This is a genomic window from Bacillus cereus group sp. BfR-BA-01349 (assembly GCF_022663795.1).
Lineage (GTDB): Bacteria > Bacillota > Bacilli > Bacillales > Bacillaceae_G > Bacillus_A > Bacillus_A cereus.
The window spans coordinates 64,801-90,990 of record NZ_JAKUGE010000012.1; the positions used below are offsets into that span (position 1 = coordinate 64,801).

The window sequence follows — 26,190 nt, forward strand, 5'->3', positions numbered from 1 at the left end:
ATTCTTCTTTGTCGTCAATGTAAAACATCTGCCATTTAATAAAAATTCATTTTTTAGACATGTTTATATATGATGCGTATAATGTAAGAGCAACTGTACATAGAAAGGAGATAACAGCATGATTAAAATGTTTGTAAGTGATATCGATGGTACAATGATGCAACACGGAGGTCTTATTGATGAACAAGATGTTGCGGCACTACGCAGCCTTGCCGAACAAAATGTTATTCTTTGCTTCGCTTCCGGAAGACTTGATAATGAAATTGCAGACTTAATGAAAGCTGTAAATACAAATTTTCATCGCATTAGTGTAAATGGTGTTTTTGTATATACACATGAAAATAAACAACTATTATCTGCAACTTTTGATTCCAGCATACTTCCCGATTTGTTAGCTATGACGAATGAAGATCCTTATTTCCGTTATGTAAGTGATGAGCATAATTATTACATTGAAGAGAAAACACCTTTTATTCAAGAACTTGAACAACAAGTAACTATGACTTCTGTTGAAGAACCAAACTTACTACAGAAGATTGATGATACAATTTTCCCAAATAAAATTTCTGTCGGTGGAACAAAGGAGAGCTTGCAACTCCTTCAGAAAAAAATTGATGAAAAATTCCACGGGAAAGTTAGTACTTTCATCTCAGCAGAACAATGTTTAGATGTAATGCCACCGAATGTTAGTAAAGGCTCTGCCATTTCTGTTTTATTAAATGAGTTTCAAATAAAACCTGAGGAAATTGCTTGTATAGGGGATTCTTACAATGATATTCCTATGTTTTCTTTAACTCCTCACAGTTTTGCTATGTCACAAGCAGATGATGCAGTAAAAAATCACGCTCACTATGTAGTAAATCACGTCAAAGATGCTGTTAACCACGTAATTGCTCATAATAAAAATACGACTCATTCCTTATAAGGATGAGTCGTATTTTTATTTCTTTACATGTTAACCATTTTCAATTCCACTGTACTTCACAAACTGAAATATACTATTTGTTACGTGCGATATTCGTAATAAATTTATAACGATCTCCACGATAAATACATTTCACATACTCTAGCGGTATCTCACCTTCTGAATATGACCATTGACGCATTACAAGTACAGGCGCCTTTTTAGGAATATGCAGATGTTCAGCTTCATTTTCCGTCGCAACGGAAGCTTCAATTGACTGAGTAGCGCTAACAAGTTTAAAGCCCAGTTTTTTCTCTAAATGTTCATATAAAGATTGTTGCAATATCTCTTCGTTAATATCTTTTACAAGAGCTGGCGACAAATATGTCGTCTCAAAAGCAATCGGTTCATCATCAGCTAAGCGAATACGCCTCACTTCATAAACCGATTCCCCCTCCTGTATTCTCAACCGGTCTGCTATTTTCGCAGTAGCTGGAACTAGGCGGAAACTAAGTAATTGACTACTTGGGTTCATCCCACGAGAAATCATGTCTTCTGTGAATCCCGTCATTCCTTGCAATTTTTGTTCCACTTTCGGAAGTTGGACAAATGTTCCAATTCCACGCTTCCGATATAAATAGCCTTGTTCCACTAAATTATTAATCGCCTGTCTGATTGTCATTCGACTCACTTCGAACTTATCACAAAGTTCATTCTCAGATGGGATTTTATCTCCCGGCTTCCATTCGCCGTCCTCAATTAGCTGTTTCACCCACTCTTGAATCTGATAATAGATCGGAAATGGTGAATACTTGTCGATGTTCATCAGCAATCGCCTCACTGCATAAAGATAGAGCTTCTTGATCAGCGATTACGGTTACATTCGGATGACGTTGTAAAACTGTAGCCGGACACTCTTCACTATATTCACCTTGCAATAATTCTTTAACAGCTTCTGCCTTTTTAGAACCCATAGCAACTAGTAGAACTTGTTTCGCTTTCATAATGCTTCCAATTCCCATTGTAATCGCATGAGTTGGCACATCTTCTTCTTTTTCGAAGAAGCGAAGGTTTGCTTGGCGTGTAGATTCTGTTAATTCAACAATGTTTGTTGGAGAATTAAACGGTGTTCCTGGCTCATTAAATCCGATGTGACCGTTTTCACCGATTCCAAGAATCTGTAGGTCAACTGGGTTAGCAGCTAGAATGCTCTCATAACGTTTGCATTCTTCCTCTAAATCACTTGCCATCCCGTTTGGTACATAAGTTTGTTTAAATGGAAGATGATCAAACAACTGTTCTTGCATGAAATAATGATAGCTGTTTTTATCTTCATGTGGTAAATTTACGTACTCATCTAAGTTTACAGTGGTTACACGGCTTGTATCAAGTTTATTTTTTCGCATTTCTGCATAAATACCTAATGGAGAGCTTCCTGTAGCCATTCCTAACGTTGGATTTTCTTTTGTTTTTACAACTTCTTCAATTAATTTATAACCTGCTTCTGCTAGTTCTTCTGGAGTTTTTACAACAAGAATATTCATTTAATTACTTCCCTTCCTTCATATGAATTCCTAAACGAACCGTATCATATACATGTAAATCTTCATTCATCACAACAAAGTCTGCATCTTTTCCTACCGCTAATGCACCTTTATTATTTAATCCAAACTCTTCTGCTTGGTTAACTGATGTCATCAGTACTGCATCTTCGATTGAACAACCTGTAAATTCAATTACATTTCGGAAAGCTTGATCCATTTTTAAAATACTACCAGCTAACGTTCCATCTTCTAATCGAGCACTACCATCTTTTACATGTACTGGCTGTCCGCCAAGCTCATATAATCCATCTTCAAGACCCTTTGCACGCATTGCGTCAGTGATAACACTTACTTTTTTTGGTCCTTTTAACTTATATGCTAATTTCACCATATCAGGGTGAATATGAATGCCATCTGTAATTACTTCAACCATTACATCTGGATTTAATAACACATGACCAACAACTCCTGGTTCACGGTGATGTAATCCACGCATTTGATTGTATAAATGTGTCGCATGTGTAATCTTTCTATTTTTTAGTTGCGCATCAATTGCATCTGTATGCCCCATTGTGCCAACTACACCAGTTTCAGCAAGATATTGTTCAAACTCTAACGCTCCCTCTTCTTCTGGTGCATATGTTACTAATTTAATTAAATTCCCACTTGCTTCTTGCCATTGTTTAAATTGCTCAATATTTGCAGGAACGATATGTTCAAGTGGTTGTGCACCTGCACGTTTCTTTGAAACATAAGGTCCTTCTAAGTGAATATATTCGAAATGCGCTCCTTTTTCTTTTGCTTCTTTTGCAGCAGTTAACGCTGCTTCAATTGCCTCTGGAGCTTGTGTCATTGTTGTTGGGAAGTAAGTTGTAACCCCTTCTTTTAACATTTCTTTACCTAGAGTTACTAACCCATCGCTATTTGCATCCATCGCATCAATATCGTATCCACCATGAATATGAACATCGATCATACCTGGAATTACAATCTTCCCTGTAGCATCAAAAACAGTTTCATTTTCTTGTGGTACATATTGAGCCATCAAACCAATTTCTTTAATGGTTTCTGCGTAACGAATAAATCCGTTTTCCACTATTTCTTGACCTGTGTAAATTTTGGCATTGATGACAATTTGCGTTTTCATTTTCATCGATCCTTTCCCATGAATTACCTACTTGTTATTATTACCTTATTCGCCTAGTTCCATCTTAATATACGCACGAGTAGTTGTCTATACATTCTAATGAAATTTCCTTTTTATTCAACAGAAAAGGAAATTTCTTACGTCTCTTATAATTATAATATATATTATTCATTTTTCCAAAAAGGGACAGTATCGCCCCCTAATCTAGAAATCACTTCAATAATGGCATTAACCCGCTAGACTCTAACATAATATGTTCACCATCTGTTTCCATTTCTACTGTACGTTTATTCGTTCTATATACCATTATACCGTGCCTTTTTAAGCGTTTCACTACACTTTGGTGAGGATGTCCATACGGATTACTACTCCCGTACGACAAAATAGCAAACTGCGGTTCCACTTTTTTTATAAACGTTTCACTTGTTGAAGTATATGAGCCGTGATGCCCCACTTTTAACACATCTGCATGGACATCAAATTGTTTTAATATTTCATGTTCTGTCCGTACATCCGCGTCACCCATTAATAAAAAATCCGCTTTTCCATATCGCACCTTTAAAACAATTGATGATTCATTATTTTCATCTTTTGATTTCCCGTTGTTTAATACTTGTATAGAAACATGTGGATCCAGCGGTATATATTGTCCTTCCTTTACTGAAACGAAAGGTATCCCTCTTTTTTTAATATTATTCCGATACGTATGATAAGTAAGAGAACTATATGTTTTTCCGCTATCTAATATAAGCGATACCGGCATTTGCTCTACAATTGGAATTAACCCCCCTATGTGATCCATATCGGGATGCGTACTGACAATTACATCTAAATGATTAATCCCTTTCTCAATTAATTTCTGAATAATAACCTCTCCTGCTTCATAAGGTCCTCCATCAATTAACATTGTTTGTCCATTTGGCATTATAATAAGTGTTGCGTCACCTTGCCCCACTTTTAAAAAGCTCACTTTCATTTTACTAAGATGTTGCCGATGCATATGTAAAGGAGACGTAGTATGAATGGACATCATATACCTTTTAGCTGATGCGCTATTTAAAGAAAAACATAATAAAACAGAAACTAATAATAAAATAATCCGCATACCTCTCATAACTCGTCTCCTTTTTTCATTTAGTATGGCACTGTAAATAATTGATATACAAAAAAAGCTTAGCAAAATGCTAAGCTTTTATTTCGATATCTCTTGTAAGGAACCGAAGAATAAATCTGCTTCATTCATTTGTTCATTCTCTTCAGAAAGCGGTGGTAAATCATCTAATGTTTTCAATCCAAATGTGTCCAAAAATTCTTTTGTTGTTCCGTATAAAATAGGACGCCCTGGTCCTTCTGCTCTTCCCATTTCTTTTATAAGTAAATGTGAAACCAACGTTGGTAACGCCTTATCAGTTTTAACTCCTCTAATCTCTTCCATTTCAGTCCTTGTGATTGGTTGGCGATATGCAACAATCGCTAAAGTTTCGAGGGCAGCTTGTGAGAGTGAAGCAGCTGTTGGTGTATCTATTAATTTTTGATAATATGAAGCATGTTCTTTCTTTGTAGCAAAACGATATACTTTTGCATACTGTACAATTTGCAAACCACGGTTTGCACCTTCACATTCTTGTTGCATTTCTTCTAAAATATTTATTACTTCATTCATTTCAATTTCAAGAACTTTCGCTATTTGTTCTGGATAAATCCCTTCATCACCAGAAACAAATAAAAGGCCTTCAATAATTGACTTTTGTTCTTTCCTATCCATTTCACGAGCTCCTTCCTTCTATTTTCTCATAAAAATACACATCAAAAAAACCGAATCACAATTAATGCGTTCGGTTCAATATTTTTTCTCTTGTTCCAAACGATACATAAAAACATAGCATGAGATAAAATGTTTCTATCCCATTTTCACATACTTGCTCTATGCAGATTTATTAGAGCTTGATACGAAAATTTCATCAAAATTATGTTCTTGCTCAATTATGATTTGTTGATTTTTCATAAGTTCCAGAACTGCTAAAAATGTTACAACCATTATTTCACGTTCATCATCAACAAACAAATCATAAAAACTTTGGCGACCACCCTTTATTTTTAACTGCTTTAAAATATCAGTCATTCGCTGTTCAATTGGTATTTCTTGACGAGTAATACGTGTTGTTACAGTTTTTTTTGCCTTTTTACGGCGCATTAATTTTTGAAATGCTGCTAGCATATCATATAACGTAACATCAAGAGGTAAGCTTGTCTCCTCTTCTTGTTGCAACGATGTAAAGTCAATTGGTGGACGTGTATATAGCTGTGCTCTTTCTTGTTCTCTTTCTTTTAACTCAGTAGCAACTTGCTTATATTTCTTATATTCAATTAACCTCTCCATCAATTCTTGACGAGGATCATCTATAAAATCATCACCGTTATCAAGTACATCTTCTTCATGTTTCGGCAACAACATCTTACTTTTAATTTGTAATAACGTTGCAGCCATTACTAAATACTCACTTGCAACATCTAATTGAAGTTCTTTCATCGTATGCACATAAGATAAATATTGCTCTGTAATATCTGCTACAGGAATATTATATATATCAATTTCATAACGATGTATTAAATGTAACAATAGATCTAACGGCCCTTCAAAAGCCTCTACTTTAAAATTATATTGCACAAAGCATCCCACCACATTTTTTCTATAACAACATAAGTATAGAGCATACTCATGTTCTATCCAACCTTTTTAAGAAATTTAATTAAAAATAGACCGATGCCTATGTCATCATGCCCACCACTTCATATGATAACAGTGTAGTAAGAACAATGTAGGAGGTCAAAAAACTATGGGTCACGTTGATTGTGGTTTTAGCGGTGGGTTCGCATTACTTGTTGTACTGTTTATTTTGCTAATTATTGTAGGAGCAGCTTGCTTCTGCTAATATGAACAATAACGGCTAGGGGGAAACCTCCTAGTCGTTTATTGTTCATATTTCTATGATACACTTATATGTATAACCGTTAGATAGGAGCGAGAAAACATGTATCCTACCGAATACATACAATTTTTAATTCATTTCCATGGAGATTATGACTATTTTGAATGCCACGAAATACTAGAAGAGTATTGGAAAACAAAACCAAGAGGTAATCGTGATCATTACTTAGTTGGTCTCATTCAAATTGCAGTTTCTTTATACCACCAAAGACGTGCTAATTGGAATGGTTCCACAAAAATGATGAAAAGCGCAATCACAATTTTAGAAAAAAGCGGTGTGCCTTTACAACGTTTAGGAATTAATCAAGTACAACTTCTTTCCTTGCTCAATGACAGATTGCAATCTATCCATAAAAAAGAACGTTTTGTACCTTTATTTTTACCCTTATCAGATCCATCGTTAGAGAAGCAGTGCATAGAGTTATGTCAAAAACAAAACCTCTCTTGGAAAGACTTGAATGCTATCCCAGGTGAATATATTATAAACAAGCACACTTTGCGTGATCGCACAGAGGTCATTACTGAACGAAACGAACAATTACAAAAAAGAAAGCAGAGATAATAAACTACTTATCTCTGCTTTCACGAATGTATATTTTGTTCTAGCCCTTTACATTTTTCGCAAAAACTTGCCGTTTGCTCATTTCCGCAAATTGTAAACTCAAGAAATTTACTCTTTAACTCTTGAACCATCTTCGTCCCAATCCCCACATGACGGTGAGACGGGTTCACACTCAAATGCTGAATTTCTAATACTTGATTCTCTTTTTTTACAATCCCCATTATTCCAACAAAATCTTCATTTTCTTTCCACAAATACAATTGCCAATCATCTTTTGCTTCATATTCTTTCATTGTCAATTGTAATGTTTTCACATCTTTTTCAGTTGGCATAAACGAAAGAAGCCCCATTGCAATTTTTTCATAACTTTTTTTAAAACGAATTAACATAACCCTTATCCCTTCTTACAAAAGTTACAAACTAATAATCCCCTCAATCACTCTTTTCATATCACATTCATTTTACAATATTTTCAACAGAGTGAGAAGAGTCTAAAACAACTTGATAATCATACAAAGCGAAAAGAAGAAAGTCAAATCTATGTTTCAGCACTATTCCTTTAATAAATAGAGTTAAAAAAAGAAAATTTTATATGGAATGGAAAGAAACATATCATTCAACAGCACTTCATTCATAGTTACCCTAAAGCAACACAATTCTAGCAAAATTAATATAACAAAAAATATTTATTGAAACATATAATGTAATGTATTCTATGTAATTGGTTAAAGGTTTGTTCTCACAAGCAATATATTTTAGCAACAATACTACTTGTATGATGAGCTGTAGAAGAAGTACTCAATCTCATTAAAAATAAAAAAGAGAGCAAAAGCTCTCTTTTTCCTTACCTTATTCTTCCCAAACTTTAACTTCTTTCATTACATCGCCTTGACGCATTTTTAATACTGTTTCAATACCGCTTGTTGCTTTACCAAATACAGTATGAACACCATCTAAATGCGGCTGTGGCTCATGAACGATAAAGAATTGGCTACCGCCTGTGTTACGGCCAGCGTGAGCCATAGAAAGTGATCCTACAAGGTGTCTATGAGGGTTTCCATCAGTTTCACATGGAATAGAGTAACCTGGGCCACCTGCACCTGTACCTGTTGGGTCTCCACCTTGGCTTACGAAGCCAGGAATAACACGGTGGAATGTCACACCGTCATAAAATCCTTGCTCTGCTAATTTTTTAAAGTTTTCTACTGTTTTCGGTGCTCCTTCTAGGAAAAATTCCAAGTCGATTTTTTCACCGTTTTCCATTAATATGTATCCTAAAGTTTTCATACGTATATGTCTCCTTTCAATTATCTCAGCACTATATTACCACATTCATGACTAGAAACAAAAAGAATCCGACAATCTAGATACTTCTTTTTTGAAATGTGGAAAAAGCTAGGTGACAAATAAGAAATATATACTATAATAACTTTGTTGCCCGAAAATTTTAGAAAGAGAAAGGGAGCGATTTTTCGTGAAAACGAAATTATTAGCTCTGCTATTAGCTGTAACGGTATTTATGATGCCAACAGCTTCATTTGCAGACATCATCGAGGGAGAATCAATTGTTACATTAGGAGAGAACTTATCCGAACAACAAAAACAAGATCTGTTAAAAGAAATGAAAGCACCAAAAGATGCTACAATTATCACTGTATCTAATGCGGAAGAACATAAATTTCTAGAAGGCATTGTTCCAAAAGCACAAATTGGTACGAGAGCAATTTCTTCTTCTATGATTACATACACAAAACCAGGATCTGGTCTTATTGTACGATCAAAGAACATTAACTGGGTAACAGATGCAATGTACACTAACGCTTTGATTACAGCAGGTGTAAAAGGTGCAGAAATTCAAATTACTGCACCTTTTAAAGTTTCAGGAACTGCAGCTTTAACTGGATTAATGCAAGCATACGAAACTGCGTCCAATAAACAAATTCCTGAAGAAGTTAAAAAAGTAGCGAATGAAGAAATGGTACAAACAGCCCAGCTTGGTGATAAAATTGGTGAAGAAAAAGCAGTTCAACTTGTTGCAAAAATTAAAGAAGAAATTGCAAAAGAACAGCCAAAAACAACCGAAGATTTACGTTCATTAATTAAAAAAATTGCTGATCAACTCGGCATTACATTAACAGATGAACAGTTAGATAACTTAGTATCGTTATTTGATAAAATGAAGAATCTTAATATCGATTGGAATCAAGTTGGTAGTCAATTAAACAAAGCAAAAGAACATGTTTCTGCCTTTTTAGGATCTGAAGAAGGGCAAAGTTTTCTAGATAAAGTGAAAGATTTCTTCTCAAGTATCATTGATTTTGTTAAATCTTTATTCAAGTAAAAAAGAAGTCCGCCAATGACGGGCTTCTTTTTTATACAAGTAACGGTAATTTCATAACAGCCTCTTCAACCGAACGCACTATATGATTTGCTTTCTCCTTTACATACGGATGGGCATGATGAAGAGTAAATGAATGCGGGGTTACTTCAAACATAGAAATATCATTGAAAGAATCTCCAATACAAGCAACTTCATTTGCTTCAATTTGCAAATGATCCATTAGTCGCTTTAGAGCACTCCCCTTACTCACGCCTCTTGGCATAATATCAACATAGCGTTTACCTGATATAAAAACTTCCGCTTCGCCTTGAAACGTATCTCGTAGCTCTTGATCTAACGTCACAATTTTCTCTTCTTCTCCAAAAACAAACAATTTTGCAGGGTGTACAGTCTTACCAAACTCTTCTTCTAACGCTTCAATTTCAGAGATATGCACGCCCATATACGCTTCAAAATTATGGTGATGTTCATTCTTCCTTTTTGTATATCGCTGCTCATTTGCACAAACAATATCCGCTAGTCCTTTTTTATGTATATATCGATATATTTCCTGGGCAACCACATTTTCAAAACTCGATTCATGAAATAAATTTCCATCCGGAAGTAACATTGTCGCTCCATTTAAGCCAGTTGTGTAATATGGGAATGCAAACCTTTTTACAACTTCATCAATTCTGTGTGTAAAGCGGCCAGAGGCAAAACAAATATTTGTCCCTTTCTCAGCTAACCAACACAGCGCACGTTCATCTTCTTTTTGCATATGATTCACATCGTAAACGAGCGTGTCATCTAAATCACTTACAAATAATTTAATCATGTCCTCTTCCCCTTCCATACACAATATCTACTCTAAGTGTACACAAAAAATGTTTGATTTTTGTTAAAAAATAATAAATTTTTGCTAAAAAAAATAAACGGGTGTATAATCCCGTTTATTTTTGTCTTTTTACATTTTGAGGTCTTACAATACTTGGTCGTACTTTTAAACTAGACATCGTTGGACGGAGTAAAATTTTTGTTAACGCGCCCCAATCAAATGGTAAAAACGGCCATAAATAAGGTGTTTGTAAACTTTTTATAGACGTTAAAAATAAAATTAATATCGTCATACCAATTACAAATCCCATCTCATGGAAGAGACCTGTTAAAATAATAACAAACAATTTCCCAACCTTATTCCCTAATCCTAATTCATAACTCGGTGTTGCATATGCACCAACCATCGAAACTGCTACATACAAAATTACTTCTGGCACAAACAAACCTACATCAATTGCAATTTGACCAATTAATATAGCGGAAATCAACCCTGCTGCAGACGATAACGGCGTTGGAGTATGAATGGCTGCCATCCTTAAAAACTCAAGTCCGACCTCTGCCATTAACACCTGTAATAAAATTGGTAAATGCGTCATCTTAGTCGGTCCAATAAAAGCAAGATTTGCTGGCAAAAGAGTTGGATCAAATACAAACACTAACCAAAATGGTAATAAAAATAACGAGAATATAACACCTAAAAAGCGCACCCAGCGTAAAAATGTACCGACAGCTGGATTTTGTCTAAACTCTTCCGCGTGCTGTAAATGATGAAAATATGTTGTCGGTGTAATCATAGCACTTGGCGATGTGTCAACGAGTACTAACACATGTCCTTCTAGTAGATGATTTGCTGCTACATCTGGCCTTTCTGTATATCGAATAAGTGGGAATGGGTTATAGCTTTGCTTTACAACAAATTCTTCTACTGTTTTATCCGCCATCGTAATTCCATCTACATCGATGTTATTTAATTCTTGTTTTATAATCTTTACTAAATCTGGATTTGCAACATCTTGAACGTATGTAATACAAATATCCGTTTGCGATCTATCTCCTACTCGAACCATTTCATTTCGAAGACGTGGATCTCGAATTCTCCTACGAATTAACGCTGTATTTACAACGATATTTTCAACAAATCCATCCCTCGCACCTCGTACTACCTTTTCGGTATCTGGTTCTGTCGGTGTTCGCCCTGGATAACTACGAACATCGATCGCGAACGCTTCCGTTTCACCTTCCACAAATATCACGATGAGTCCTGATAATACTTGGAGCATTACCTCATCCATCGTTTTCACTTTACTTACTTGTTGATGGATTAAGCGATTCTCTAAAAGCTTCACTGTATCTTCTTCTACATCCCTTATCTCATTTGTATCCACCGCTTCTTCTAAAATAGGGATAATATAATTTGTATCACAAAGTCCGTTTACAAATAGCACACCAATTTCTTTATTCAAAATTTGAAATTTACGAATGCCGACATCGTATGTAACGCCTAGTCCAACTGTCTGTTTTAAATAATTTTCATTGTCACTTATGAAAGTTGATATGGGGATATCCACTTTTTTAGGCTTCGTCATAAAACCCACTCCTTTCTAAAATTAATTGAATTGCTTTCTTTGTAATAGGTGACCCTCTCTCCCATTCATCATTTCCGCACATTTTACCAATATCACCAACTCCAACAATGACAGGAACATTTAAATCGTCTAAACAATATATTGTATCTCCACTAATCCTGCCAATTTCACCATCTGGAAGTCCAAATTTATCAACACCATATTCGGTTAAATTCCCGTTCCGATCTACACTTACATCTACACGTGCCCATTCCCAATGATGCGTATTAGACGCTACTGCTAAAATACCGAGCACATCAATTTGTTTATGGGTAGCCACATATTTTAATGCCTTTTCACCAGACCCTTCTCCAATAAATCCACTGTCATCAAACATGACAAATACAGGGTCATATGGCGTTTGCATAATAAGCTCAACAACTTTTTTCCCTGTCAATTTGGTTGGATTACTTTGTGATGCTGAAATACACCTTCCCCCAAATTCCTTCGTTAAAAGCTCAATTGTCCGCTTTGCATATTCATCTCCATCTGTGACCAAAACAACCCTTCGTCTCATTTGATTTATCCTTTCGGTTTACATATAAGTGCTATAAAAAATGAAAACAATATCGCTGCGGAAATGCCCGCAGACGTTAAACTAAACATGCCAATACCAATTCCTAAATATCCATGTTTTTCTGCTGCATGCATTGCTCCGTGCAATAGTGAATGTCCAAAACTTGTAATAGGGACTGTCGCTCCAGCACCTGCAAACTTTATTAGTTTATCGTACAATCCAAATCCATCTAAAATTGCTCCGATGACTACAAAAGTTGCCATTAAATGAGCTGGTGTTAACTTTACGAAATCTAACAATAGTTGCCCAATTAAACAAATAGCTCCACCTACAAGAAATGCATATATAAAATCCACAATTCACTCTCCTTTAACTCTCTCAAATACGACACCATGTGCAATTGTTGGAATCGTTTCCTTCTGTTGCATCATCATCGGGCTTAATAATGCACCAGTCGCAACGACAAAAATTCGTTGTAAATTCCCTTTTTGCATCTCGTGTAATAAATGGCCATACGTAACAACTGCTGAACAAGCGCAACCACTACCACCTGCAAACACTTCTTCTTGACTTGATTCATAAATCATCAATCCACAATCATTGTATATATGCCCAAGATCATAACCTTCCTCAAGTAAAAGTTGTTTCGCAATCGGCGTCCCAACAGCTGATAAATCACCCGTAACAATCAAATCATAATCATCGGCACTTCTTCTTAAATCTTCAAAATGTTGTTGAATTGTATGAGCCGCTGCTGGAGCCATCGCTGCCCCCATATCCAAAGGATTTGTAATTCCTAAATCTTGCACTTTTCCGATTGTAGCTGACGTAATTTTAATTGCACTTTTTTCATTGCTAATTAATATAGATCCTGCACCAGTCACAGTTGAATTTGCTGTCCCTGGTTTTTGCCCACCGTACTCTGTTGGATAGCGAAATTGTCTTTCAGCCGTTGCATTATGACTGCTTACTGTAGCTAAGACACGATTTGCAAATCCACCGTCTATAAAAGCTGAGCCAACTGCTAAAGTCTCCATAGACGTCGCACAAGCACTAAACATTCCTAAAAAAGGAATGCCCCACTTACGCGCAACATAATTTGCTGTCACTGTTTGATTCAATAAATCTCCCGCTAAAAAGAAATCAATTTGCGATGTTTTTATATTCCCTTTTTGCACTGCTTGTTGAATTGAGTCTGACATTAATCTTCGTTCGGCGAGCTCCCAATTTTCTTCTCCACAATGCAAGTCATCATATGAAATATCAAATTTTTTCCCAAGAGGGCCCTCAGCTTCTTTCGGACCGACAGCAGTACCCGTTGCATTCACATATATATCATTTTGAAATACCCACGTTTGTTTTCCGGTCAACCTCATACTAGCCCCTCCTTTAAGACATAAAAATTTTAAAGGTATACCTTATTAACCCAATGATATATGCACCAACAACCCCAAATACAATCACACTTCCTGCCAGTTTAAACATATTTGTAGCAATCCCTAGAACAACCCCTTCGCTCTTATGTTCTAAGGCAGCGCTCGCCATAGAATTTGCAAATCCTGTTACCGGTACCGCTGATCCTGCTCCAGCAAATTGACCGATTTTATCATATACACCACACCCTGTTAAAATCGCGGATAATAAAACAAGGGTTGCAACAGTTGGGTTTCCTGCCTCTTGTTCACTGAAGTGAAAATAATGTATATAAAATTTCATCAATACTTCTCCAACTGTGCAAATGAGTCCACCTACAAGAAATGCTTTGATACAATTTAGTAAATAGTTTGGCTTTGGATGATACTCCTTCACTTTATTTATGTAATCATCCTTCAATTTCTGACTTGTCATTTATATACTGCCTCCTACTTTACGAAATAAATCCAGTGAAACAACGATCCTATTACTTTCCCAAGTACAAGAGCGACGAGTAAAACAATAATCTTCCCCTCTACCCCTACTCGTTTCGCTAAAATAGGTAGAACATTTAACACCTCTGTTAATGCTGCAGCAAGCATTCCAATGAACGTGCCACAAAATATCCCTAATATAACGAGCCAATATTGCGACGTTTGAAATGTAATGTTTTTCAAACTGCACCAAGCCCCTGTTAAAGTACCTGCAATGACTGCCCACTCAAAATATTGAATATGCTTTCCACTTCTCGTTAATTGGGCTAAACGGGGGATTATACCAAGTACAGCTAAAAATGCGACATATCCGCTACCTACCGCAATCCCTCCAGCTAAACCAATTAAAATAACAAATCCAGACTCAATCATCGGTAAGTTGTTTCATATTATCCTTGTTTTCATTAACGATTACATACTGATCAAGTGACTGTTGGTATTGAAACATCTCAACTTCTAGCGGACTTGGCTCTTCATTAATTCGCTTTTGAAATACATGATTAAAGAATAAAACCATCCCTAAGCCAAGACCTAAAGAATAAGGAATTTGAAATAAAAGTGGTTGCGCATTAAATTCTCCAGTAATCATGTAATATAACCGTTGATGTACTTGTTGCATACTTACATCTTCATGGAAATAAATGATCGCAAGGGCCGCTCCAATGAAAAGTAACAGCCATACAAGCCCGAAAAAAATTGGGTGCGCCTTCTTTTTTTCGTATATAATTTCAACAAGAGTTTGTCCAGAACCGAGTAAATTAATTTGTACATGAGATGCTTTCTGTTGAATAATCTCAATTACTTTCATAACATCAATTACAACATGCGTCTTATCATGCGCTGTTATTTTGTAAACTATCTCATTTTGTAACAACTCAACTACGGAAGAATCTCCGGCAAGTTGAGCAACATCGCCCAGCTTTACTTCATAAGTAGGAGAAACCTTTAAACGATTGCGCATTTTAATATAAATCGTTTGTTCCAACTTTCATTCACTCCTTCACTCTTCCTCGTAGTTGTAGTATGGTTATTGAATTTTTTTCTAATACAATTTTTTCATAAAAAAACATCTGCACCATTTCGGTACAGATGTTTTTTACTTATGCCTTTTTCTTAAATAAGTTTGCAATACTTAATGCAAGCCCTCCCCAAATGACTACTATTCCAATAACCATCATCATAATCGCTGATCCACTCATTATGAAACACCTCGATCTTTCCATTCTTTTTCAAGCTTGGCAGAATCCGAATGAATTTGTGCATCCCATTTTTTCAGGCCAATGATTATTGCAACTATGAGGAATGCTGCTGCTATCGACCAACCATACGTTACAACAAACTCAGTCGGATAATCTCCATAATTCTTTTTAATATTTTGGATTGTACCATCAATTAGCATATACCCTAACATAAGCGGAGTAATAACGAGTAAACTCACTCTCCAAAACGTTCCTAATTTAATATCAGATACAAAGTTTGCATGATTTTGATAAACTGGTAAACGACGTAAAATGAGCCCTATCGTCACTACTTCCGCAAGTGCAATTGTAATTAATCCGAAATTATTAGCGAAATAGTCGACAACATCTAAGAACATAAGCCCACCACGTGTTGCAAATACAAGAGAAACTAACACGAGAAGGGTTCCCATAATTCCAATGGTTTTTTCCCGACTTAAACTGAATTTTTCAGATACAGCGGCAAAACATACTTCCGCGAGTGAAATAAGTGATGTGATTCCAGCAACCGTTAACGATAAGAAAAATAATACACCAAACAACGGTGACATCGGCAATTCATTAATAATTTGCGGAAATACTACGAACGCAAGCCCAACGCCAGCACTTGCTACTTTATCAACCGGTACTCCCATATTATTTGCCATAAATCCAAGAGCTGCAAAGACCCCAATACCTGCTAATAATTCAAATCCTGAGTTTGCAAATCCAGTAATAAAGGCATTATTTGTTGTATCCGAGTTTTTCGGTAAATAACTAGAATACGTAATCATAATTCCAAATGCTAAAGATAAACTAAAGAATATTTGACCATAAGCAGCAAGCCATACTTTCCCATCAAAAATACGACTCCAATCTGGTTTAAAGAATGCATCTAGTCCTTGCATAGCACCTTCCATCGTCACTGCACGAACGACGATAATAAGGAACATAACAACTAATAAAGGAATAAATATACGGTTAACAACTTCGATTCCTTTTTTAACTCCTTTAAATGCAACGCCAAGCACAATAATCCAAACGAGAGCTAACGGAATTAATACTTCCGGTACAAGTCCTCCAAATTGTCCTGGCTTATCTGCAACATGTAAGTACTCTTTAAATAAAAATGATTGCGTGTCTTTTCCCCATGCTCCAGTAATTGCAAAGTATGTATACGATATAGACCAAGCAATAATCACTGCATAATATGTTGAAACGATAAATGTTACGCACATTTGCCACCATCCAATAAATTCGGCACGCGGGCTAATACGGAAAAATGTAAGTGGTGCTGAACCACGATGACGATGACCAAGGGCAAATTCAAACGCTAACAATGAAATACCAGTCGTTAATAATGCAAATAAGTACGGTAAAAAGAATGCTCCTCCTCCATTTTCATACGCTGTATAAGGAAAACGCCATATGTTTCCTAATCCAACGGCAGATCCGACCGCTGCGAAAATAAATCCAGCTCTCGTTCCCCATTGTTGCCTCGTTTCCATGTTTCCTTCCCCCTTTATGACAAGTTCATACTTGGATTATATTTCAAATTAACTAAATTATCAATAAATTCTGTTAATTTTTGCGAAAATTAACATCTCTCTCCTATTAACGGCATAAAAAAATCGAATAGACAATTATTCGTCTATTCGATCTTTCATCTGTTTTAATATTTTCTTTTCAAGTCTTGAAACTTGTACTTGCGAAATGCCTATGCGCTCTGCTACTTCTGACTGTGTTTGATCTTTATAGTAACGCAAGTATACAATTAAGCGCTCTCGTTCATCTAGTTCTCTAATCGCTTCTTTTAAAGCAATTTTATCGAACCATTTCGTTTCAGATTGATCTGCAATTTGATCTAAAATAGTGATTGGATCTCCATCGTTTTCATATACAGTTTCATGTATAGATGAAGGGGCCCGGCTCGCTTCTTGCGCTAGAACAACTTCCTCTGGCGTTAGTTCTAGTGCCTCTGCCACTTCATTAATCGTTGGAGCCCTTCCGAATTCTTTCGAAAGCTCATCTCTCATCTTTCGAATTTTGTTTCCTGTTTCTTTTAAAGACCTACTAACTTTCACTGATCCATCATCACGTAAGAAACGTTGTATTTCGCCAATAATCATTGGAACTGCATATGTTGAAAATTTCACGTCGAAAGATAAATCAAATTTATCTACCGATTTCAAGAGTCCAATACATCCAATTTGAAATAGGTCGTCTGGTTCGTATCCTCGATTAAGAAACCGCTGTACAACCGACCAAACGAGGCGCATATTACTTTGAACGATTGTATCTCTCGCTTGTTGATCTCCATCTTGACTTTTTTGAATTAACGCTTTTAGCTCGTGGTCCTTTAACTGAGGTTTCTTCTTCTCATTTTTGACCTCTATGTCCATAGGCTATTCTCCTTAATTGCATAGAGCGTTACTATTTGATAAGTATTTTGTCAAATGGATTGTTGTCCCGAAAGATTCGTTTGAAATAACTTCTACTTCATCCATAAAATTTTCCATGATAGTAAATCCCATTCCGGAACGCTCTAATTCAGGTTTAGTTGTAAAAAGGGGTTGTCTCGCTTCATCTAAGTTAAAGATTCCAATCCCTTCATCTCGAATCGTGAGTTTCACCATTGCTTCTTCCAAAATTACAGAAATATAAACAATACCTTCTGCATTTCCTTCGTATCCATGAATAATTGCATTTGTAACCGCTTCTGACACAACTGTTTTAATCTCCGTTAATTCTTCCATCGTTGGATCTAGTTGTGCAATGAAAGCCGCCACAGTAACGCGAGCGAACGATTCATTTTGACTTAATGCTGAAAATTGAAGGTTCATTTCATTTCTCATCTATGCCACCCCCAACGTCGCGAGCGCGTGCGCTTCACTTTCTTCTAAGCGAACAATTTTGAATAAGCCCGACATTTCAAATAAACGCTTAACAGGCGGTGAAATTGCACAAACAACCATTTCTCCACCTAATCCCTTTACGTGTTTATATCGGCCTAATATAACACCTAGACCAGAACTATCCATAAAAGATAAGTTCTCTAGGCTCAAAACAATATGATGAACACCATGTGTCTCAATCATATCTGTTACTTTCGTTCGCAACTCTTCAGCCGTATGATGATCTAATTCACCCTCTAGTCTCACACATAGGACGTCACGTTTTACTTCTAATTGCATGGAAAGACTCACACGATTTCCTCCTTATGCTCAAACTTTACTTATTCACATACATAAAGATTTTCGTGATACAAAATAAGAATCCTTCCTGCTGACAAAAGAAGAACTATTTCGTCATAAAGTGAAACCTTTCAGCATTATTCACTTACATACGAATAGAAAAGCGGCAAAATATTTGCCGCTATTTTGATGTTGAAAACATCCCAAAGCTTCTTTTAAATAACTCCCACCAGCTCGCTGCAGCAACATCTTCTTTTGCTACAATTGTTTGTTTTAATAAAACATCCTTATCTTTTTTAATAACAAGTGTACCAAGCGCGTCACCCTTTTTAATCGGTGCTTTTACTTTCTTTTCAGCAATTACTTCTTGTTTTACCTTGTCCATATTCTCGCCCTTCTTCATAAGAAGAGAAACATTATCTGATGCAACTAAATCTACTTTTTCTTTTTTCCCTTTCCCTACTTGAACTGTCTTAATTTTTTCGCCGCGCGTATACAATTTCTTTGTCATATATTGTCCAAATGCATAGTCAAGAAGCTTCGTCACTTGGTTGTTCCGTTCTTTTGATGTTGGTGCTCCCATGACAACTGAAATGATACGCATGCCATTTTTTTCAGCCGATGCTGTTAAACAATATTTCGCTTCTGTCGTAAAACCTGTTTTTACTCCATCTACGCCAGGATAAAAACGTACTAGCTTATTCGTATTAACGAGCCAAAACTTTTTATCCGTATCTTCACGTAAATAATCTTCGTACTTACCTGTGTATTTACGAATAAGTGGATACTTCATCAATTCTCTCGCCATTATAGCCATATCATTTGCTGTCGAATAATGGTCTTTGGCCTGAAGACCTGTTGGGTTTTGAAAATGTGTATTTTTCAGCCCTAGATCTTTCGCCTTTTTGTTCATCATATTTACAAATCCTTCTTCTGAACCTGCGATATGCTCGGCTACTGCAACAGATGCGTCATTTCCAGATGCAATTGCAATACCCTTTAACATCTCATTTACAGTCATCTCTTCCCCAGGTTCTAAAAAGATTTGCGATCCACCCATTGAAGCTGCATGTTCGCTCGCTCTAACTTTATCGGTCAGTTTTAGTTTTCCTTTTTCAACTTGTTCCATAATTAAAAGCATTGTCATAATCTTTGTCATACTAGCAGGTGGTAATTTTTCATTTGGGTTTTTATCAAATAAAACTTTACCTGTATCTTGCTCAATTACGATTGCTGACGACGCTTGTTCCGCTAACTTCGGCGTTGTTTCTTCTGTTTTCTCCTGCTTCGTTTTCTCAGATTGTGCGAAACTCACTGAAGTTCCAGAAAGCAATAACATGAAACAAACAAGTATTCCAAAAACTCGCTTCATGACTAACCCTCCATTCTATATCAGACCTATTTTTCCCAATTTATCCTTTTTTAATACCAAATTTTTCTAACATTTTCAGTTGACAAACACATTCATCCCCTATATTGTATTAAGTGTATTACACGAAGTAGTACACTTAATACATATGAGGAAGGAGACATTGCTCTTGCATATTCAACTTGATCCAAGAAGCAACACTCCGATATGGGAACAAATTGTTCAAAATATAAAAGAACTCGTATTGAAAAACATATTGACTCCAAGTGATAAACTTCCTTCTGTACGCGAACTCGCTTCTTTACTCGTTATAAATCCAAATACAGTGAGTAAAGCGTATCAAGAGTTAGAGCGACAAGGAATTATTGAAACGTTACGAGGAAAAGGAACATTTGTATCCCAATCGATTACCCCAACATTAGACGAAAGGAAAATCGCTATGGTTGAAAAGCAATTTCATCAATTACTATTAGAAGCCTCTTATCTTGGTATTACGAAAGATAAAATTCATGATTGGATAGATTCATACTATAAAGAGATTGGAGGGAATACAGATGTTGAAAGTGACAAACTTGAAGAAAACAATTGATAATCAAACAATTTTAGACGATGTTTCTTTCACATTGCAAAGAGGGAGTATCATCGGATTACTCGGAAGAAACGGTGCGGGGAAAACAACTTTATTGCGAACGATGGTCGGCATTTTGGACCCAGACGAGGGAACTGTTACATATGAGGATATCGACATCCATAAAAATCCTGAAACGAAACAAAAAATCGTATATGTTCCTGATTCTACTAATATACTGAACGGCTATACGATAAAAGAAATCGTAAAGTTTTATAAAGAAGTTTATACCGCATTTGATGAAACACATTTCTATGAACTGTTAGAACGTTTTAACTTACCAAACAAACGAATTCGTAGCTATTCAAAAGGCATGAAAGCACTGCTCGCCATCATTTTAGCCGTTTCTCCAAAGGCAGAATATGTCATTTTAGATGAACCGACAAATGGACTTGATCCTATCGTGAAAAGGAAAATTTTACAGTTTCTCGTTGGAGAAGTTGCAGAAAAAGAGATTACCATTTTCATCTCCACTCATCATTTAGATGAAGTAGAACAAATTGCAGATACAATTATTATATTAAAAGGCCATACTATCTCGTCTATTACATCACTAGACGATGCAAAATCACGATTTGCAAAAATACAAGTAGCTTACGAACGTTCATTACCTCAAAAGCTAGAAAACTTAAGCAATATTAAAATATTAAATCAAACAGGAAAAGTATATACAATCTTAATTGAAGGAAATGTGGCAGCTACATTAGAAAAGTTTCATAAAGAACAGCCACTGCTCATTGAAGAATTAACAATGTCACTTGAAGATATTTTTATCACTACATTTGAGGAGGATTCACATGTTTCATAAAGCTTTATGGATGAGGCAATGGAAGCAAGGAAAATATATAATTCTATTATTTTGGTTAACTAGTTTATATCAACTACCTTATAAATATTATCAAGAAGCGCAAATGCAACTAAAACTATCAAAAATGAAGTTTGGTGACTATGCATATTACTACTCCTACTATTTTCAGACATCTGATGGTGCCGTCTTCTTTCAAGGAGCTACTCTAATTGCACTCGCTTGTCTTTTAATTGGATGGGAACGTAATAATCAATCAACTGATTTTCTATTCTCGATGCCTTTTAAACGAAAGGATATTTTTTTAACAAAATGGTGGCTTGGTGTTTTGAATATTATTACAGTACAAATTGTTTGCTGGATTAGCATGTACGGAATAAAGAACATGTCGTTTCACAATGAGTATCAAACCTTTGCTCCGTTCTATAGTTACTTTCTATATGCTACCGTTGTACTTATCGCTATTTATACATTCGCCTTATTTATCGGGACTCTTACTGGACATATATTTTCTCAAAGTATTTTAACTATCATTCTATTATTTTTACCATACGGTTTTGGATTGTTAATTTCCGGATTCATTTATTCACACACACAATGGTCTGTAGATGCAATGGGAGAAATAGAGCACCATACTCATGAGTACTTACAACATATAGGTATCATTTCACCATTAGAATATTTTTCTATTACTTATGATTACCACCCGATAGAAACATTTGATGACTATGGCAATAAACTTCCCAGTATATCACAGGACAATCCTACGGAGCGTATTTCTGTACCTTCTCCTTGGACACTATTAACACCATTTGCTTACATCATTACCTTTTTATCAATAGCAACCTTTCTATACACACGTACACCGAACGAACAAAGTGGAAAAATACTATTGTTTCCTAACTTGCAAAAATGGTTCATAATTTGCACTGTTCTATGCTTCGGACTACTTGGTGGTAGAATATTAGGCGGACGAGATGCACTTCTGTCTTATTATGTTGGATTTTTCCTATTCGCTACCATAAGTTACTTCATTTTTACACGTCTATTAAAATTGAAATTTGCTTTTGTAGGGAAATAAATATGCATTAAGATGGTGGATACATGTTTCCAAAAGCATTATAGATGTGAAACTATAAACACGGAACAATGGCATTAATAGAAGCTGACAAAAGAAAGATGTTATGAATTATTTAACTCTTATATGAACTAAATAAAAAGGCATTGCACAAGAGCAATGCTTTTTATTATATATGTCCCTATCTAAATAAAGAGGTTATTTCACATTCTCTCTCCTATCCCCATACACCATCTCTTCTTTCATCCCAAATCCATCACCATTTTGCACAATTTGCTCTGTCGGTGCAACTACACTTTCAGCAATTTTCCATTCCCCACGCTCTTTCACAAATACTTGTAGAAAATAGTTCATGCCATCTAGTTGATATGCATTTTCTTTTTTCACATTATAGTGAATCGCAATGTAGTATACTTGAATGTTTTCTTTTCCTGCTTTTGATACGTATTGCGATAATCTCGGTATATAGAGGGCCGCTTTCTGAAAAGGTAGTTGTTTCGCTTTAACAAGCGATGAACTTGTTACATTACGTAATGTGTCCTGATTACGAATATTATCGCTATGGTGGAATAATACTGCGTTTTGCATAGAACGAACCCATAATTTCGAATATAAGACTGTATTATCGGTTTCAATGTACTTCACTTCTTTTCGTACCACTTGGATAGGCGTATCTGCGTACGTAAATGTTTGAAAATAGAAAAAACCACCAAATAAAATGGTAAGTGCAGCAATATATTTCATAATCTTTCCTCCGATCTTTTAATTAAAGTATCGGAGTTTCAAAATATTTTTATTCAAAAGAAAAAGGATAGGAATGCTTTCGCTTCCTATCCTCATTTATTATAATACGCGGCCAAATAGTTCTAAGACCATTTCTATTTCTTGGTCGCTCCAACCTTTAAATCTCTCTTTATAATATTCTTTACGCACAGCTTCAAGTTTTTCAGTTACTTCTCTTCCGTGCTCTGTAATTTCTAAGTACACGATTCGACGATCTGAATTAGAACGTTTTCTTTCTACTAATCCTTTTCGTACGAGACGATCTGTAACAGCTGTAATATGACTGGAGGTTACGTTTACTTCACTCGCAATTTGCGAAGCCATCTGTGGACTCTTTAAAAATAACGCACGTAATACAGAAAATTCATTATATGGCATATGTTCTGCAAAACGTGTATTAATATCATTTTGTAATAAACGTATCATTTTTCGAAATGATGCAGATAAATCTAAAATCAGTGTTTCTCTTTTTTCGTTCAATAGCCTCGTCCCTTTTTTATCATATTTACACATATTATAATCTATAAATACCTATGTTGTACATGCTTTCTTTCCTCAACATTCTCATTTATGTAACTTTTTTCATATAAATTTCTTTTTTGTTCACACATATACATATAAAAAGGATGGTGATGGAAAATGCAGGGTGGAATGAATCCTTATTTACACAACGTACGCACAGCTAATACTGGTAAAGAAGCTACTATTACTGTACAAGGCGAAGGCGTTGTCAAAGCAAAACCGAATGTTGTTATATTAACGCTTGGCATTCGAACAGATGATAAAAATGTAAAACAGCCTCAAGAAGAAAATGCAGTGCAATCCAAACAATTGCTGGATGCACTTAAACAGCTTGGTATTGCCGATAAAGATATAGAAACGATTTCTTATACGATTACTCCTCAATACGAATATGTAAATGATAAAGCATTGCTACAAGGATACCGTGTGGAGCATTTGTATGAAATTACCGTTTTAAATGTACAAAAAGCTGGGGAAGTATATGATATAGCCGTTTCAAATGGCGCAAATGTAGCAAAAGGTTTACGTTTCCGAGTATCTCATCCAAATAAATATTATGAGCAAGCTCTCATTCAAGCTCTGCACCAGGCAGTGGAAAAAGCTCGTGCTATTGCGAGTACATATAATTCAAATATTAATCCTGTTCCTCTCTCATTCGTTGAAGAATCTGCCCAATTACCACGGGAGGTTACGTCTTATGCTACTTTACATGCGCAAGCAGCCCCGCCCATTCAATCGGGTGAATTAGAAATCATTTCATCCATACGGGCTATTTTTACGTATTTATAACGAATTCTCTTTACAAGTAAACGTTATCATTTTACTTGTTGTAAAAACATGATGTTCTGATATAATAAAGAACGGTGAGCTCTTACAAAAGAGATATCACGGGTGGGAGAGGGATATGAAAAAGAAGGTTTAACATGAAAGGAATACTTGAAAGAACATTTAAATTAGGTTTACACGAAACATCACCAAAACAAGAAGTTTTAGCTGGAGTTACGTCATTTTTCACAATCGTATATATTATGATTGTAAATGCGTCAATCTTATCAGATGCTGGCATTCCTCTTGAAGCTGGAATTTTAGCAACTGTTTTTAGTTCATTTGTCGGATGTCTACTCATGGCATTTTGGGCAAATGCACCTGCTATTCTTGTCCCGGGTATGGGTGTAAATGCATTCTTCACGTACACAGCTGTGCATACGCTTGGACTAACTTGGCAAGAAGCATTGGCTGCTGTCTTTATCTCTGGTATTATTTTTGCAATTGCCGCTTTTACACCAATCGCTCGCGTGCTATCAGTATCAATTCCAAAGTCATTAAAGGAAGCGATTACTGTCGGCATCGGATTATTTTTAGCGTTTATCGGATTGCAAAAAGGTGGTTTAGTCGTTTCGAACCCAAATACTGCTGTGGCAATGGGGAAATTAAGTAATCCTGTCGTTCTTGCGACATTACTTACTCTTATCATTGCACTTGTATTATTTATTCGTAACGTACGTGGAAACTTTTTATGGACGATTGCAATAGGAACTGGTATCGCCTGGCTATTTGGTCTTGTGGATACGAGTCAAGTGGGAGGTAGTTCATTCTCATTCGCCAATTACGGTGATGTGTTTGGAGCTATGTCATTTGGGAAACTTTCTTCCTTACCATTTTGGATTGCAACATTCTCTTTAAGCATGGTGCTTATTTTTGAGAACATGGGACTTCTGCACGGTTTATTAGAAGATGATCGTAAATTCCCACGTGCTTACCAAGCCAATGCAATTTCAGCAATGACATGTGGTCTATTTGGCACAAGTCCTACCGTTTCAACAGTAGAAAGTGCCGCAGGTATTACTGCAGGTGGTAAGACCGGTCTGACGTCTATCGTTACTGGGTTGCTATTTTTTGCATCACTGTTTGCTCTTCCATTTGTCAAATTAATTCCTGATAGTGCCATTGCACCCATCTTAATTATTATTGGCGGTCTGATGATTACAAGCATTCAACAAATTCCTCTGAATGATTTTTCAGAAGGATTTCCAGCATTCTTAATTATCGTTATGATCCCGCTCACATATAGTATCGCTGATGGCATTGCGTTCGGATTTATTGCTTACCCTATCTTAAAAGTTGCTCTTGGAAAGCGTAAAGAAGTCGCACCATCTATGTATATCATTACATGCTTATTCTTAGCTATGTTTGTATTACATGCTATTGGTTAAAAAACACCGAGGAAATCCTCGGTGTT

At 35.9% G+C, this 26,190-nt stretch carries 33 protein-coding genes; 9 read left to right on the top strand and 24 right to left on the bottom strand.

The genetic code is table 11. The annotated features are described in order from the left end of the window. Positions 1-118: 118 nt before the first annotated feature. Positions 119-925 (top strand): Cof-type HAD-IIB family hydrolase, encoded by an 807-nt coding sequence (locus MR169_RS09170; protein ID WP_000594244.1) that lies wholly within the window; start codon positions 119-121, stop codon positions 923-925. Between the two features lie 73 nt (positions 926-998). On the opposite strand, the gene MR169_RS09175 is transcribed toward MR169_RS09170, so the two are convergent. The 6 genes from MR169_RS09175 to scpA form a co-directional block, all read right to left on the bottom strand. Next, on the bottom strand, positions 999-1,730 hold the full coding sequence (locus MR169_RS09175) for a GntR family transcriptional regulator (RefSeq protein ID WP_014894892.1): 732 nt from the start codon (positions 1,728-1,730) through the stop codon (positions 999-1,001). Continuing rightward, positions 1,660-2,448, bottom strand: coding sequence for a glucosamine-6-phosphate deaminase (gene nagB, locus MR169_RS09180; protein ID WP_001024210.1), 789 nt, complete (start codon positions 2,446-2,448; stop codon positions 1,660-1,662). The genes MR169_RS09175 and nagB overlap by 71 nt, the downstream gene beginning before the upstream one ends. Positions 2,449-2,452: 4 nt before the next feature. Next, positions 2,453-3,595, bottom strand: a complete 1,143-nt coding sequence (gene nagA, locus MR169_RS09185) for an N-acetylglucosamine-6-phosphate deacetylase (RefSeq protein WP_001987227.1) — start codon at positions 3,593-3,595, stop codon at positions 2,453-2,455. Between the two features lie 211 nt (positions 3,596-3,806). Beyond that, a complete protein-coding gene (locus tag MR169_RS09190; RefSeq protein ID WP_001214829.1) occupies positions 3,807-4,709 on the bottom strand; it encodes a ComEC/Rec2 family competence protein in 903 nt (300 codons plus the stop codon). Positions 4,710-4,787: 78 nt separating this feature from the next. Next, positions 4,788-5,360, bottom strand: a complete 573-nt coding sequence (gene scpB, locus MR169_RS09195; protein ID WP_242319299.1) for a segregation/condensation protein ScpB — start codon at positions 5,358-5,360, stop codon at positions 4,788-4,790. Positions 5,361-5,519: 159 nt separating this feature from the next. Continuing rightward, on the bottom strand, positions 5,520-6,263 hold the full coding sequence (scpA, locus tag MR169_RS09200) for a segregation/condensation protein A (protein ID WP_061663477.1): 744 nt from the start codon (positions 6,261-6,263) through the stop codon (positions 5,520-5,522). A gap of 169 nt (positions 6,264-6,432) precedes the next feature. Here scpA and MR169_RS09205 point away from each other — a divergent pair, with 169 nt between their 5' ends. Then, positions 6,433-6,528, top strand: a complete 96-nt coding sequence (locus MR169_RS09205; protein WP_000510194.1) for a YjcZ family sporulation protein — start codon at positions 6,433-6,435, stop codon at positions 6,526-6,528. Positions 6,529-6,627: 99 nt separating this feature from the next. Next, entirely contained in the window at positions 6,628-7,146 is a 519-nt protein-coding gene (locus tag MR169_RS09210) for a DUF309 domain-containing protein (protein WP_000283589.1), read from the top strand. A 20-nt stretch (positions 7,147-7,166) separates the two neighbouring features. Here the strand turns inward: MR169_RS09210 and ribT are convergent, their stop codons facing one another. Together ribT and MR169_RS09220 are read right to left on the bottom strand one after the other, a co-directional pair. Next, positions 7,167-7,535 carry a GNAT family N-acetyltransferase RibT gene (ribT, locus tag MR169_RS09215; protein WP_000908401.1) on the bottom strand — a complete coding sequence of 123 codons (369 nt, stop codon included), beginning with the start codon at positions 7,533-7,535 and terminating at the stop codon, positions 7,167-7,169. 460 nt (positions 7,536-7,995) lie between these two features. After that, on the bottom strand, positions 7,996-8,433 hold the full coding sequence (locus tag MR169_RS09220; RefSeq protein WP_242319300.1) for a peptidylprolyl isomerase: 438 nt from the start codon (positions 8,431-8,433) through the stop codon (positions 7,996-7,998). A gap of 187 nt (positions 8,434-8,620) precedes the next feature. Between MR169_RS09220 and MR169_RS09225 the strand changes: the two genes are divergently transcribed. Next, on the top strand, positions 8,621-9,487 hold the full coding sequence (locus MR169_RS09225; RefSeq protein ID WP_242319301.1) for a DUF1002 domain-containing protein: 867 nt from the start codon (positions 8,621-8,623) through the stop codon (positions 9,485-9,487). Positions 9,488-9,518: 31 nt separating this feature from the next. Here MR169_RS09225 and MR169_RS09230 read toward each other — a convergent pair whose 3' ends face one another. The 14 genes from MR169_RS09230 to dacF form a co-directional block, all read right to left on the bottom strand. Next, entirely contained in the window at positions 9,519-10,322 is an 804-nt protein-coding gene (locus MR169_RS09230; protein WP_242319302.1) for a Cof-type HAD-IIB family hydrolase, read from the bottom strand. Between the two features lie 97 nt (positions 10,323-10,419). Continuing rightward, the gene (spoVAF, locus tag MR169_RS09235) at positions 10,420-11,892 is read right to left on the bottom strand and encodes a spore germination protein SpoVAF (RefSeq protein WP_000165596.1); all 1,473 of its coding nucleotides are present in this window, start codon (positions 11,890-11,892) and stop codon (positions 10,420-10,422) included. Next, positions 11,879-12,448, bottom strand: coding sequence for a stage V sporulation protein SpoVABEA (gene spoVAEA, locus MR169_RS09240; RefSeq protein WP_001254415.1), 570 nt, complete (start codon positions 12,446-12,448; stop codon positions 11,879-11,881). The genes spoVAF and spoVAEA overlap by 14 nt, the downstream gene beginning before the upstream one ends. A gap of 5 nt (positions 12,449-12,453) precedes the next feature. Next, positions 12,454-12,804: a stage V sporulation protein AE gene (gene spoVAE / locus MR169_RS09245; RefSeq protein ID WP_000345904.1), complete on the bottom strand. Its 351-nt coding sequence runs from the start codon at positions 12,802-12,804 to the stop codon at positions 12,454-12,456. A 3-nt stretch (positions 12,805-12,807) separates the two neighbouring features. Then, on the bottom strand, positions 12,808-13,824 hold the full coding sequence (spoVAD, locus tag MR169_RS09250; RefSeq protein WP_001241163.1) for a stage V sporulation protein AD: 1,017 nt from the start codon (positions 13,822-13,824) through the stop codon (positions 12,808-12,810). A gap of 13 nt (positions 13,825-13,837) precedes the next feature. Beyond that, positions 13,838-14,296: a stage V sporulation protein AC gene (spoVAC, locus tag MR169_RS09255; protein WP_000203810.1), complete on the bottom strand. Its 459-nt coding sequence runs from the start codon at positions 14,294-14,296 to the stop codon at positions 13,838-13,840. A gap of 14 nt (positions 14,297-14,310) precedes the next feature. Continuing rightward, the gene (gene spoVAB / locus MR169_RS09260; RefSeq protein ID WP_000572936.1) at positions 14,311-14,727 is read right to left on the bottom strand and encodes a stage V sporulation protein SpoVAB; all 417 of its coding nucleotides are present in this window, start codon (positions 14,725-14,727) and stop codon (positions 14,311-14,313) included. Beyond that, complete coding sequence (locus MR169_RS09265; RefSeq protein ID WP_061663476.1) at positions 14,720-15,340, bottom strand: stage V sporulation protein AA; 621 nt, start codon at positions 15,338-15,340, stop codon at positions 14,720-14,722. Before MR169_RS09265 ends, spoVAB begins: the two co-directional genes overlap by 8 nt. Positions 15,341-15,455: 115 nt before the next feature. Then, complete coding sequence (locus tag MR169_RS09270; protein WP_000016826.1) at positions 15,456-15,554, bottom strand: methionine/alanine import family NSS transporter small subunit; 99 nt, start codon at positions 15,552-15,554, stop codon at positions 15,456-15,458. Beyond that, complete coding sequence (locus tag MR169_RS09275) at positions 15,554-17,080, bottom strand: sodium-dependent transporter (RefSeq protein ID WP_000450088.1); 1,527 nt, start codon at positions 17,078-17,080, stop codon at positions 15,554-15,556. Before MR169_RS09275 ends, MR169_RS09270 begins: the two co-directional genes overlap by 1 nt. A 135-nt stretch (positions 17,081-17,215) precedes the next feature. Further along, positions 17,216-17,974 (bottom strand): RNA polymerase sporulation sigma factor SigF, encoded by a 759-nt coding sequence (gene sigF, locus MR169_RS09280; protein WP_000350729.1) that lies wholly within the window; start codon positions 17,972-17,974, stop codon positions 17,216-17,218. Between the two features lie 12 nt (positions 17,975-17,986). Further along, positions 17,987-18,427, bottom strand: coding sequence for an anti-sigma F factor (gene spoIIAB, locus MR169_RS09285; protein WP_001243398.1), 441 nt, complete (start codon positions 18,425-18,427; stop codon positions 17,987-17,989). Next, on the bottom strand, positions 18,428-18,778 hold the full coding sequence (gene spoIIAA, locus MR169_RS09290) for an anti-sigma F factor antagonist (protein WP_000059135.1): 351 nt from the start codon (positions 18,776-18,778) through the stop codon (positions 18,428-18,430). A 169-nt stretch (positions 18,779-18,947) separates the two neighbouring features. Continuing rightward, entirely contained in the window at positions 18,948-20,138 is a 1,191-nt protein-coding gene (dacF, locus tag MR169_RS09295) for a serine-type D-Ala-D-Ala carboxypeptidase DacF (RefSeq protein WP_242319303.1), read from the bottom strand. A 166-nt stretch (positions 20,139-20,304) separates the two neighbouring features. Between dacF and MR169_RS09300 the strand changes: the two genes are divergently transcribed. Genes MR169_RS09300 through MR169_RS09310 form a run of 3 tightly spaced genes read left to right on the top strand, consistent with a single transcriptional unit; the run spans position 20,305 to position 22,649 of the window. Beyond that, positions 20,305-20,724, top strand: a complete 420-nt coding sequence (locus MR169_RS09300; protein WP_242319304.1) for a GntR family transcriptional regulator — start codon at positions 20,305-20,307, stop codon at positions 20,722-20,724. Then, entirely contained in the window at positions 20,690-21,571 is an 882-nt protein-coding gene (locus tag MR169_RS09305) for an ABC transporter ATP-binding protein (RefSeq protein ID WP_242319305.1), read from the top strand. Before MR169_RS09300 ends, MR169_RS09305 begins: the two co-directional genes overlap by 35 nt. Beyond that, on the top strand, positions 21,561-22,649 hold the full coding sequence (locus MR169_RS09310; protein ID WP_242319306.1) for an ABC-2 transporter permease: 1,089 nt from the start codon (positions 21,561-21,563) through the stop codon (positions 22,647-22,649). Before MR169_RS09305 ends, MR169_RS09310 begins: the two co-directional genes overlap by 11 nt. A 195-nt stretch (positions 22,650-22,844) precedes the next feature. Here MR169_RS09310 and MR169_RS09315 read toward each other — a convergent pair whose 3' ends face one another. Together MR169_RS09315 and MR169_RS09320 are read right to left on the bottom strand one after the other, a co-directional pair. Further along, on the bottom strand, positions 22,845-23,390 hold the full coding sequence (locus MR169_RS09315; RefSeq protein WP_000873783.1) for a hypothetical protein: 546 nt from the start codon (positions 23,388-23,390) through the stop codon (positions 22,845-22,847). Positions 23,391-23,489: 99 nt separating this feature from the next. Beyond that, positions 23,490-23,909 (bottom strand): MarR family winged helix-turn-helix transcriptional regulator, encoded by a 420-nt coding sequence (locus tag MR169_RS09320; protein WP_001003305.1) that lies wholly within the window; start codon positions 23,907-23,909, stop codon positions 23,490-23,492. Between the two features lie 159 nt (positions 23,910-24,068). Between MR169_RS09320 and MR169_RS09325 the strand changes: the two genes are divergently transcribed. After that, on the top strand, positions 24,069-24,740 hold the full coding sequence (locus MR169_RS09325; RefSeq protein WP_242319307.1) for an SIMPL domain-containing protein: 672 nt from the start codon (positions 24,069-24,071) through the stop codon (positions 24,738-24,740). Between the two features lie 134 nt (positions 24,741-24,874). Continuing rightward, positions 24,875-26,164 (top strand): NCS2 family permease, encoded by a 1,290-nt coding sequence (locus tag MR169_RS09330; protein WP_242319308.1) that lies wholly within the window; start codon positions 24,875-24,877, stop codon positions 26,162-26,164. Positions 26,165-26,190 lie beyond the last annotated feature (26 nt).